Raw genomic sequence first — 11,726 nt, 5'->3', positions numbered from 1 at the left:
CAGGACCGTCACCGTAGAGCGTTGCCGAGTTCTGGCGCTCGGTCGATGAGTTGCCGGGCATCGCGGGCCACCACGACGCCGTCGCACACGTCCGCGTACTCGCGCATGGAGCACGACGCCTGGTCCCAGTATCGCTCCGATTCCGGGGTGATCCACGCCAGTCGGTGAACCCGGCGTGCGATCTCCTGGAGTTTGTCCACTCCCGCCGGGAGACCGTTGCATCGGCCGTCGCCGACGACGATGACGGACGTCCGTGAGGTGATGAACGAGCCGTGGTGGGTGAGTACCTCGTCGAGCACGCGTCCGTAGTCGCTGCTGGCTTCGAGGTCCAGTTCCGGACTGGACAGCACCGTGGCGAGAGCGTCGTCGCCTGTGCTTCGAGCCAACTCGTCCGTGACGTCGACTGGTCGGTCGACGAAGGCCAGCACCGTGCACCTGTTGACTCGGTGGCGCATGCTCTGTGCGAGTCGCAGGGTGAATGCGGTGATGGGCCGTACCGACAAGGAGACGTCGGCGAGTACGAGCAGCCGAACCTGTTCCGGAACAGGGGTGCGCACGATCAGGTGGAACGGCACCCCGTCGGTCCGCATCCCGGCGCGCACGGTCCTGCGCATGTCGAGTCGACCGCGACCGTGTTCACGAGGTCGAGGTCTGCGCGCCCCCCTCATCCGGCGGAGTATCTCCCTGCACGCCCCGTCCACGTCGACGCGAGACAGGGCGTTCGGATCGGCCTCCGTCGCGGGTGTCGTACCCCCCGCGCCGTGCGCCAGCGCATCGACGAAGGCTTCGATGGCTTCCGCGAGTCGATCGAGCTGCGTCCGAGTCATCTCTCCCGCGTCGACTGCGTTGCCGTAGACCGCCGCGGGGTCGTAGGCGTCCAGCCAGCCCAGAATCCCGTTCGGGTCGTCCCACCGAAGAGTTCCCCGCGACACGACCGCGTCATCGGACGACAACTCACCGACCGTCGCGCTGTCGGCACGGTCCACGTCCACGGTGAACGTAACTCCGCGGCGACCCGACGCGGAATCAGCGTCCACGGACACCTGAGAGTCGCTGCTCGTGAGGCTCAGGTCGTCGTCGTCCTTGTGCGGATTGAATCCCTGCTCGGCATCGGGCGTGTCGAAGTGTTCGCCCACGTCCGCGGCGCGCTCGTTGAAGTCCGCGTAGCGGGCGGTGGTGTGCTCCTCGCCGGAGACCTCCAGGTCCGTGGGCATACCGCCGGCCACCACCGCCGCGCTCGCTGTGCGTCCCGGCTCGTCGATCGGGAGAACGGGATCGAACAGCGCCGAGAAGGCCAGGTCGAAGCCCTCCTGCTCGTGTGGGTACTTCGCGCACGTGGCGCGCAGTGCCGAGCGCAGAAGCGCTGTGTCGGAAGCTCCGATCAGGCCCAGAACACGCCTCACCTCGATCACCTCCGCGGGCGACGCCGCGACGCCGAATCGGCGGAGGAGCCGGCCGAACACGGCCGACAGAACGTCGAGTACCCGTGCCGGAGTGGCGGACGCGGTCGTCATGTCACGCCTTCTTCCCGACTCCACCACGGTCGCGTCCACCGTGCCCGCGGAAAGCAGCGGTGGTGCTGTTGGGTGGTCGACTGGCGATGCTGGGCGGTGGACCCGAACGGTCGGCAGTGTCGTGCGGTGCAGAGGGCTCTCGTTGTCGCCGAACGAGTTCGACGTCGCTCACGTATTTCAGCAGTGCGGAGGACAGCAACTCCCTCGTGCGCTCGGTGTCGTGCTCTTTCAGTAACATCGCGGCCCGGGCTGCGTCGATGACCTCGGAGACCGACGGGCTCTTGCGCAGGGGGAGTTCCCGCATCGACCGAGCAAGGTCGACGACGTCAGCGACCACGGACTCCTCCACCTCCGGTGCACGTGAGGAGACGATCTCGCGCTCGACTTCCGCGCTCGGGAAATCGACCGCGAAGTGCAGGCAGCGCCGCTTGAGTGCGGCCGACAGTTCGCGAGTGTCGTTGGACGTCAGGATCACCCATGGATCGGTCCGCGCCCGGAACGTACCGACTTCGGGAATTGTGATCTGCTTCTCCGCCAACACCTCGAGGAGCAGCGCTTCCATCGCTTCCTCGGTGCGATCGACCTCGTCGATGAGCAGCACCACCGGCTGTTCCGAGAGGATCGCGTCGAGGAGGGGTCGGACAGCGAGGAAGCCCTCGGAGTAGAGACCGAAATCCGTGTCGGACAGCAGAGCGGACGCTGCGGCGAGATCCGGTGCGTCTGCGAGTTCGGCCCCCATGCGGTCCCGCAACATCTGGACGTGCAGCAGCTGCTTCGCATAGTCCCACTCGTACAGCGCGCGATTGTCGTCCAGACCCTCGTAGCACTGCAGGCGGACCAGCCGACGCCCTCCCGCGAGGGCGAGCGCCTTGGCCAGTTCCGTCTTACCGACGCCGGCCGGACCTTCGAGCAACAACGGGCGATCCAGCGCGATGGCGAGGTGCACCACCACCGACAGGTCGTCGGTCGCGATGTACCCGGTCTCCCGGAGCGATGCGCGCACGTCCGCGGGCGTCGCCAGATCCGAAGTGGTCTCCTGTTGTCGAACGAAGGGTCCGGCCGTGGTCATAGTCGTGGTCCTTTCCGTGATTTCTCGTGTGTCAGTACGACTCGTTGATGGAGTGACCGACGACCGGAATCATCGACTCGACAGTGACCTCGCGGGGATTGCCCGGCGTGCACCAGTCGTCCTGGATGTGCTCGGAAATGGCGAGGACGGTCTTCTCGTCTCCGGTGATGACGTCCCCGCGGCCGGTGTACTTGCCCGTGTTCATCCGGTTCTTGTCGTACAGGCGGGTGTTCACCTCTCCGAAGTTGTCCGGGATGCCGACGTCCTTCGACAGTCGAATGGCCGCCTCCACAGCAGCATCCGCGGCCTGCACGGTGGTGAGGTTGCGGGTGTCGACTCCCAGGGCGCCGGCCAGCTGCGCGTACCTCTCGTACCTGCTCGGCAGGTTGTACTCCCAGACCCGCGGAAGCGCGATGGCGTTGTTGAGTCCGTGGTGGCTGTCGAAGAAGGCGCTCACGGCATGCGAGATGGAGTGCACGATGCCGAGGCCGCCGGAGTTGAAGGCCTGCCCGGCGATGTACTGCGCGTTCATCATTCCTTCGCGGGCCTTCAAGTTCCGAGGCTCGTACACCGCTTCGCGGAGGTTCTTCGCGACCAGTTCGACGGAATACAACGCATTGCCCAGCGACGGCGCGAAGTCCAGCCGGGAGACGAAGGGCTCGCTTCCGTGGGCGAGGACGTCGAAGCCGCAGTACGCGGTGAAGTGCTGCGGGCAGGTGTAGTAGAGCAGCGGGTCGTCGATCGCGACGGTGACGATGGAGGCCTCGTCGAACGCCACCCACTTGTGGGGCTTGTCCATGTCCGACGTGTCGGTGATGACGTAGGCCCACGAGGTCTCCGAGCCCGTACCCGCCGTCGTGGAGACGGCGATGTGCGGTGGGTTCTCCTTGTTGGTCGACTTCGAGAAGCCCTCGAACTCGTTGATGTTGCGTCCATCGTGCGCGATGACGACACGTGCACCCTTGGCTGCATCGTGACTCGAGCCGCCACCGACGGAGATGATGCTGTCGCACTTCTCCTTCTGGTAGAGCGCGGCGGCGTCCATGACGTTGTAGTCCTTGGGGTTGGACTCCACCTTGTCGAACAACACGACCTCGACGCCCTGGTATTCGATCTTCCCGATCAGTTCCTCGATGATGCCCGAACCCCGGAGGCCTGTCGTGACAAGTAGTGATCGCTTGAAGCCCAGATTCTTCGCCTCGACGCCGATGATGTCGTGTGCGCCGACCCCGAGAAGTGCGCGAGGGAAGGGGTGGAACTCCTTGATCGGGAAGTCCCAGATCTGATTGAGCTCGATGGCCATGGTCGTCTCCTGTGGTCGGCAACGGTTCGACAGTCGATGTGACTGCCATCACCATCCCTGGGGAGATCGACGGGCGGCGGACTTCCCGCTCGAACTGACCTGTTGCGCACCGAGACTGTCCTTTCGGAGAGGTCTCGATGCTGGCCGAAACGAGTGCGCACGAGCAATGAAGGCCCTCGCGACGCTTGGCGTGCGCGCTGATGTGCGCTGTGTCAGCAGAACCATGGTGTGGGAGGCACACGCGCGCCCATGGGCCGGGGAAGTCACTCCACGGGCATCACTGGTTCCTGACGCGGTCACGGTGACACGCTGTCGTGTCACACCCGGCGTTTGCCGTATGTAGAGCCGAGTAGCTGAAGGGACTCTGGCTCACCGGCGCCAGTGGCCGAAACCGCCTCTGCCGCCTTACCCGTCTCAGTCGATTCCCGTGGACGAGATAGGCTGCCCAGCATAGTGATACAGATCCAGTGAGAGCGAAGCGAAGGTTTGTCGGTGTCACGAGAGTGTCACAAGTCGGGACGGACGGAGGTGGACCGGGGCGGACGGTTATGGACAAAGGAGTAGTTCACGACGGGTTTCGTGAGTCCAGGTGAATCCACCTGATCGTGTCGTCGAAGCCTTGTGAGCGAAAGGTCGTCAGTTCAATCCTGACAGGAGGCTCCAGCTTAAGTCGCCGTGACCTGGGTTTCGCGGCGGCCGCTCGCTTCGCGTAGATGGGCGGTACGCCCCCGATGTCACTCGTTGTCGCAATGTGCTTGACATCGCTCACAGAGGTTGCCACCACACCAACGCGGCGGCGCACTCGATGCTTCTGTCAGAAAACGACCGGCGCGACGGTCGTGGTCGTGAGCCTGCCCGCCTACGGTGTGGAACGACTTCTGCGCTCCCATTTCGGCTTTTCTCGATCATTGATCGGAGAGTCAGCAACCAACATAGTGAGTGGAATGCCGCGCTCGGCCGTGCAAAGTCGCAGGTTCCTGCGCCTGACTGGCGACATCGACAGCAGTCACGGCTCTGACCGGCCCGGTCGACGAGTGCGCCGACATCGGAACTCGACGGATGCCGACGCATCCTGTTCGACGGGTACCTTCCTGACTCGTCGCCCGGTCCGACCCAGAGCTCGACCGCGCGACCTACCGTGACGAACCCGCCTCGGCTGACTCACGCTGTGAGTCCGGCCGTCCACCGAGCGGATCTATGCTGGGTCGCGCAACGTGCGGATCTCAGACGCCTGCCCTCCGGGCCGCTTCTTTGAGGGTCTCTGTCGCGATCTCCAGACCTTCGAGGGCTCCGTAGGCGGTGTCCTCGTGCTCGATGTTGACGGCCATGTCCGGGTCGATCTGGTACAGGGCTTCGAGGAAGCGTGCCCAGAAAGCGGTGTCGTGCCCGTTGCCGACGGCGACGAAGTCCCAGGCCGAGTCTGTGGGCCACTTGTTGACCACGTGCTTGCCGCCGAGGCCCACTGGGTTCTGGTCTGCGGGGATGCGAGTGAAGCGATCGTCGAGTACGCCGTAGATCTCGCAGTTCGGGTTGATGCGCGTGTCCTTCGCAGCGGCGTGGAACACCAACGGCCCCAGCCATTCGACAGCTTTGACCGGGTCGATGCCCTGCCAGAACAGGTGTGAGGGATCCATCTCCGCGCCCACGTGGGTGGCGCCGACCTTGTCGACGAGTCGCTTCATGGTCGGCGGGTTGAAGACGAGGTTCTGGGGGTGCATCTCGATGGCGACCTTGACACCGTGCTCGCGGGCGAGGGCATCGATCTCCTTCCAGAATGGCACTGCGACCTCGTCCCACTGGTAGTCCTGCGAGTCGAGATAGCCGGAGTCCCACGTGTTGACGTGCCACGCGGGCCAGGCGCCGCCGGCATGCGCGGCGGGAAGGCCGGACATGGTGACCACGCGATCGATGCCGAGCAGCCCGGCGACGCGGATGGACTTGCGGAGATCGTCGGCGTCCTCCGGTCCCACCTCGGGATCGGGGTGCAGCGGATTTCCGTTGCAGTTCAGTCCCTGGATCGAGACGCCCGTTCCCTCGAACGTCGCGAGATAGTCAGCTGGACTGACGGTTCCGGCGAGGAGGTCGTCGACGGGGATGTGGACCGGCGGGAGAAACCCGCCGGAGTTGATCTCGATGCCCTCGAGCCCGAGGGAGGCGATGGTCGCCAGCGCCTCCGGGAGTGGCTTGTCGTGCAGGATCGCGTTGTAGACGCCGAGCTTCATGGCTGGTCCTCTGTATGTGGTGGTCGAGTGGTCAGATCTTGACGGCGGTGCCGTTGTTCGCTGCGGATTCGGCGATCGCGGCGACGAGCTGCATACCGCGCAACCCGTGGGTGAAGTCGGGGAGAGGCGGCAGGCCGTCGATCCCCGCGACCTGGTCGAGGAAGGCGCGTGCCTGGTAGGCGAAGAACTCGGCCTTGCCGTGGCCGACGCCGCCGGCGTCCATTGGGAGTCCGCCCCGGATGTAGGGGTGCTGGGGTCCGACGATCACCTGGCGACGGCCGTTGACGGCGTCGTCGATGTCGGTGGTCGAGATGTGGAATTCGGCAGCGCGCTCGAGCGCCCAGGAGGCCGATCCCTTCGTGCCGAAGACATCGAAGGACAGTCCGTCCGGGTTCGCATGGGAGACACGCGAGGCGGAGAACGTGCCGACGAATCCGCCCGCGAACGCCGCGGTGAAGGTGGCGACGTCCTCGTTCTCGACGGGGGCCATGTCGCCGGTGGTCTCGGCCTTGGTGTGTCCGTAGGTGACGCCGACGGGAACGGGCCGCTCGCCGATCACGGTGGCGAACTGGGCGCCGCGCACCTCGGTGATGGGCCCGGCGATGTACTCGGCGAGGTCGATGAGGTGGCTGCCCACGTCGGCGAGCGCACCGGTGCCGGGGCCGCCGCGGTAGCGCCAGGTCATGGGACCGGTGGGGTCGAGGGAGTAGTCGGCGCGGTACCGGCCGTCGAAGTGGACGATGTCGCCGAGGCGGCCGGCTGCGAGCTCGTCGGCGATGGCTTGGACGGCAGGGGAGCGGCGGTAGGTGTATCCCACGGTGGCGATACCGGACGACATCGACGCGGCGGCGACCATTGCCTCCGCATCGGTGATCGACCCGGCGAGTGGCTTCTCGCAGAGAACGTTCTTGCCGGAGGCGAGCAGACCTTCGACGATCTCGCGGTGCAGGTGGTTCGCGACGACGACACTGACCACGTCGATGTCGTCGGCGACGGCGATCGACTGCCAGTCGTACTCGGCGCGCTCGTACCCGTAACGCTTCGCAGTGTCGTCGGCTACTGCGGCATTCGTGTCGGCGACGGCGACGAGGCGGACGTCGGGCCGGTCGGTGCCGAAGAGGGTGGATGCCATGCGGTATCCGGCAGCATGGGCGCGGCCGGCCATACCGCCGCCGATGACGGCGACGCCGATCGAGTCGTGGGTCATGAGAACTGCTCTCTGAGATTCGTGGTGGAGGACTGACTCGGTCTATTGAACCGGTCTAGTAGGTCTACTATGAGAGTCGCATCACGCCCCTGTCAAGGGTGCTGCCCGCCGACCGATGAGGGGATCCGCGTGTCCGACAGCTCGGTGTCCCGCGGCGGAGGCCGTTCCCGCACCACGACCATGCAGGACGTCGCCGATCGAGCAGGGGTGTCGAAAGCGCTCGTGAGCATGATCTTTCGTGGCGTTCAGGGGCCCAGCGCGGCGACGCGTGAGCGGGTCATGGAGGTCGCGGCGGAGCTCGACTACCGGCCGAACCGCAGTGCGGCACTGCTCGCCCTGCGTCGCACGCACCTACTCGGCGTGATGACGAATATTCGCAACACCTTTCACGCGGAGATGGTCGAGCACCTCGTCGAGCACGCGTCGGAACGCGGATACGAGGTGGTCCTCGGCGCACTCACTCCGACGCACGGGGAAGAGGCGGTGATGAACACCCTGCTCGACTTCCGTTGCGAGGCAGTCGTACTTCTCGGTCCCGAGGTGGAGTCCGAGCTGTTGAGTCTGTGGAACGCCCGCGTGCCCATCGTGTCGGTGGGTCGGCGCCTGGCACGGCCCGACGTGGACGTGGTCCGCGCCGGTGATCTCCGCGGGATGAGCTCGGTCGTCGACCATCTCGTGGGGCTCGGCCATCAGCGCATCACTCATCTGACGGGCGGGTCGAACCCGATCGCGGTGGACCGGCGATCCGGCTACGTGCGAGCGATGCACCGCCACGGCCTCGACGCCCACGTGGACATCATCGAGGGTGACTTCACCGAGGCTTCGGGCGTGGCTGCTGCCGCGGCCGTCATGCGGCGAGCCATGCGCCCCACGGCCGTCGTCGCGTCGAACGACCGCAGTGCAGTGGGTCTACTCGATGCGCTGCAACGGTCAGGGATCACTGTGCCCGAACAGATGTCGGTCACCGGATACGACGACAGCGTGCTGGCCCAGCTCGCGCACGTGGATCTCACATCGGTGAGCCAGGAGGCACGCGAGCAGGCCGTCAGTGCCGTCGACGCCGCGGTGGATCGACTCGACAACGGGCGGACCGAACCACGGTCCGTCGTGCTGCGACCACGTCTGGTCGTACGTTCGACGTCGGGTCCCGTCCCGTCCTGACCTGACCCGCCTCTTGACAGTGCCCTGTGTGCCACGTCATAGTTCTGCTACTAGACCGGTCAAATAGATCCGTCTACCTCCTGGGAAAGTAGGACTCCTCGTGATCTCCACACGTCGCGCTGCGGTCGCCATGGCACTCGCTGCCGCCACCACACTCACCGCGTGCAGCAGCTCCGGTGGCGCTCCCGACCAGGCCGACGGAGGTGCGAACGCCGGCGTTGCCGACACTCCGCGTGCCACGATCGCCATGATCACTCACGCCCCTCCCGGTGACACGTTCTGGGATCTGATCCGGCGCGGCGCGGAAGCGGCGGCCGCCAAAGACAACATCGACCTGCAGTACAACGGCGAGGTCGAGGCGCCGAATCAGGCGAACCTCGTGCAGAATGCGCTGGACTCCGGCGTCGACGCCATGGCGGTCACGTTGGCCAAACCCGATGCGATGCAACCGAACGTCGAAGCCGCCGTCGCTGCCGGCGTTCCCGTCGTCGCCTTCAATTCCGGTTACGACAACTGGAAGGACATGGGGGTTCAGGGGTACTTCGGTCAGGACGAGCGCACGTCGGGGATCGCCGCCGGTGAGCGCTTGAAGGCAGACGGTGCGACCAGCGCCGTTTGCGTGATTCAGGAGCAGGGAGCGGTGTCGCTCGAAGCGCGGTGCGCCGGTGTCGCGGAGGGCTTCGGCGGGAAGATCGAGAATCTCAACGTCAACGGCCAGGATCTGCCGTCCGTGCAGGCCACCATCCAGGCGAAGCTGCAGCAGGATCCGACCATCGACGCAGTCCTGACACTGGGCGCGCCCATCGCGCTCGCCGCCGTCGAGTCACGCAGCGCCGCAGGCAGTGACGCCGAGATCGCGACGTTCGACACCAACGGTGCGCTCGTCGACGCCGTGAAGTCCGGGGACGTTGCTTGGGCCATCGACCAGCAGCCCTACCTGCAGGGATACCTGGCGGTCGACTCGCTCTGGCTCTACCTGAACAACAAGAACAGCCTCGGCGGCGGGCAGGCAGTGCTGACGGGACCGTCCTTCATCGACGCCACCAACATCGACGCCATCGCCGACCTCGCCGCCGGCGGCACTCGCTAGGACTCGGGACGTCCGCGCCGACACCTGCATCGATCCCGGCGCGGACGACACCGTACGAGCGACACAGCCATGCCGCATCACCGCATCGAACTCGACACCTCGAGCCCTGTTCCGATCTATCACCAGATGGTGCAACAGGTTCGGCAGTTGATCGACTCCGGAGCACTCGGCGACGGCGACACGTTGGAGAGTGCACGCTCCTTGTCGCGGAGATTGCGAGTCTCCCGCGACACCGTCATCCACGCTCAGCGCGTGCTCGTCCGAGACGGTTACGCACAGCGAGTCGAATCCGGGGGCCTCATCGCCAGAACCCCTCCGCCCGCCACCCGGTCGCTGGCCTCGTGACTACTGCTGTGCACCAACGAGATCAGGTAGACGCTCACTCCCGATCAGTACAGGACACTTCATGAAGATCGCACTCGATCCGACGCCGTTCCATCACTCGCATTCGCTGCTCGAGCTGCCCGCCGTGGTCGCCGATCTGGGGTACGAGTGGTTGCAGCTGACGCCGCACGTGGACATGATCCCGTTCTTCAACCATCCCAAGGCCGATGACGGGTTGGTCGCGAAGTTCCGCAAGGCGTGCTCGGACGCCGGCGTCGGGATCGCCTCGGTGTTGCCGGTGCTGCGGTGGTCCGGTCCCGACGAGGACGCCCGCGAGGCGGCCGTCCGCTACTGGAAGCGGGCCATCCAGATCACCGTCGACCTCGGGGTGTCGACGATGAACACCGAGTTCTCCGGTCGACCGGAGAAGCCGGAGGAGTCCGAGCGGGCGTTCTACCGGTCGATGGAGGAACTGGTCCCCATCGTCGAGCGCGAGGGGCTCGACGTCCTGATCGATCCGCATCCGGACGATTTCGTCGAGGACGGGCTCGCCGCGATCCGCACCATCCGCGGGATCAACTCCCCGAACATCGGCATGGTGATCGTGGCGTGCCACCAGTTCCACATGGGTGGTGACCTGCCGGCGATCATGGCCGCCGCCGGGGACATGGTGCGTCTTGTGCACGTGGCGGACACGATGGATCATCACCGCTCGCACGGGTTGCGGTACATCACCAATCCGCCCGGCAACGCGGTGCGGGTGCACCAGCATCTGAAGATCGGCGACGGGGACGTCGACTGGGACCAGTTCTTCGGCGGCCTGGGCTCACTCGGGTTCTACGACAACGACACCGTCATGGTGTCGAGTGTGTTCGCCGAGAACGAGAACGCCCACGACGTCTCCCGCTACCAGCTCGAGACGATGACCCGGTACGTCGAGAAGTACTGACAGTGGTTCGGACGTGAGACCGGTCTGCTCGGCGACAGGCCTGCGATGGTGGTCTTCTCGCATCCGGGTGGGCCCCACAGCACCATGGACGCGAGTCGTCGTATCGCGACCATGCGGCCGATCGGACCATCGTCTGCAAGTACGTGGCTCTGCCCGACGACCTCGGTCAGCGAACGTGGACGCAGCCGGTCCGCCCGCGGCCGGGACACCTCGTCCGCCGCGAACAGGGGCGGTGTATCAGTCATGCAGACCCGACCGGTGGCCGGCTGCAAGCTCGTGAGAGCCGTACACCAGATCCTCGACGAGCCGCTTCGTCACGCCCCGGCCTGGACCGACCGATGTCCAGTGCCGCTTGTCGAGATAGCGCCCGGCCGTGATCGAGTCGTGGTCATGTCGCAGTGCGACAGCGTGATGCGGGTCCACCTTCACGGTGATGATCTGCAGATCCGGGTCGTCGTCGGTCACGATGAGGAACACCTTGTCACCCACCTTCCAGACATCCAGATGCGGAGTGAACGGATGTCCGCGGCTGACATCATCGAGTGTCGCCGCAGTGTCGCGGGCAACCTGATGCACCTGCGCACCTGACAGTGTCACCGGTACGCCGGATCCGTACGGAGCAGACCGCGTACTTCCGTCGGTGAGTGGCGGCGCATCATGTCCTGTCTCCCTTCGGACGGTGTGGATCGTCGTGCGTCACGACGTACGCGCGATACTCCTCGACACGTGTTCGCCCGAGGCCCGTCACGTCGTCTGGAGGGCTGGCACGACGCGTTCGGGGCGTCCGAGGGCTCGATACCCGACGTTACTTGGCTAGCCACACACATGTGTGTAGAGTACGTGGCTAGCCAAGTAAATCGTTGACGAGCCACGGGCAACCGATGGTC

General features: G+C 65.6%; 10 protein-coding genes. 4 read left to right on the top strand and 6 right to left on the bottom strand.

The genetic code is table 11. The annotated features are described in order from the left end of the window. Positions 1-8 precede the first annotated feature (8 nt). The 5 genes from madC to J4E04_RS18060 all read right to left on the bottom strand — a co-directional run bounded on the left by madC (position 9) and on the right by J4E04_RS18060 (position 7,315). Complete coding sequence (gene madC, locus J4E04_RS18080; protein ID WP_490149203.1) at positions 9-1,514, bottom strand: MadC family VWA domain-containing protein; 1,506 nt, start codon at positions 1,512-1,514, stop codon at positions 9-11. Position 1,515: 1 nt separating this feature from the next. Further along, positions 1,516-2,583, bottom strand: a complete 1,068-nt coding sequence (locus J4E04_RS18075; protein WP_490149202.1) for a MadB family AAA-type ATPase — start codon at positions 2,581-2,583, stop codon at positions 1,516-1,518. Positions 2,584-2,614: 31 nt separating this feature from the next. Beyond that, entirely contained in the window at positions 2,615-3,886 is a 1,272-nt protein-coding gene (gene mdo / locus J4E04_RS18070) for an NDMA-dependent methanol dehydrogenase (RefSeq protein WP_027507091.1), read from the bottom strand. A gap of 1,223 nt (positions 3,887-5,109) precedes the next feature. After that, complete coding sequence (locus J4E04_RS18065; protein ID WP_490149201.1) at positions 5,110-6,108, bottom strand: sugar phosphate isomerase/epimerase family protein; 999 nt, start codon at positions 6,106-6,108, stop codon at positions 5,110-5,112. A gap of 31 nt (positions 6,109-6,139) precedes the next feature. Further along, positions 6,140-7,315 carry a Gfo/Idh/MocA family protein gene (locus J4E04_RS18060; RefSeq protein ID WP_490149200.1) on the bottom strand — a complete coding sequence of 392 codons (1,176 nt, stop codon included), beginning with the start codon at positions 7,313-7,315 and terminating at the stop codon, positions 6,140-6,142. Positions 7,316-7,495: 180 nt separating this feature from the next. Between J4E04_RS18060 and J4E04_RS18055 the strand changes: the two genes are divergently transcribed. From J4E04_RS18055 to J4E04_RS18040, 4 genes are all read left to right on the top strand, one after another. Continuing rightward, positions 7,496-8,476 (top strand): LacI family DNA-binding transcriptional regulator, encoded by a 981-nt coding sequence (locus tag J4E04_RS18055; protein ID WP_490150572.1) that lies wholly within the window; start codon positions 7,496-7,498, stop codon positions 8,474-8,476. 130 nt (positions 8,477-8,606) lie between these two features. Continuing rightward, on the top strand, positions 8,607-9,566 hold the full coding sequence (locus J4E04_RS18050; protein ID WP_490150571.1) for a substrate-binding domain-containing protein: 960 nt from the start codon (positions 8,607-8,609) through the stop codon (positions 9,564-9,566). Positions 9,567-9,635: 69 nt separating this feature from the next. Beyond that, positions 9,636-9,911, top strand: a complete 276-nt coding sequence (locus tag J4E04_RS18045) for a GntR family transcriptional regulator (RefSeq protein ID WP_328813465.1) — start codon at positions 9,636-9,638, stop codon at positions 9,909-9,911. 61 nt (positions 9,912-9,972) lie between these two features. Next, the gene (locus J4E04_RS18040; RefSeq protein WP_490149199.1) at positions 9,973-10,839 is read left to right on the top strand and encodes a sugar phosphate isomerase/epimerase family protein; all 867 of its coding nucleotides are present in this window, start codon (positions 9,973-9,975) and stop codon (positions 10,837-10,839) included. A gap of 237 nt (positions 10,840-11,076) precedes the next feature. Here J4E04_RS18040 and J4E04_RS18035 read toward each other — a convergent pair whose 3' ends face one another. Further along, positions 11,077-11,436 (bottom strand): MmcQ/YjbR family DNA-binding protein, encoded by a 360-nt coding sequence (locus tag J4E04_RS18035; protein WP_490149198.1) that lies wholly within the window; start codon positions 11,434-11,436, stop codon positions 11,077-11,079. Positions 11,437-11,726 lie beyond the last annotated feature (290 nt).

It is taken from the genome of Rhodococcus sp. NFXS4, from assembly GCF_058139645.1.
This window is presented reverse-complemented; position numbering and strand designations above follow the sequence as displayed.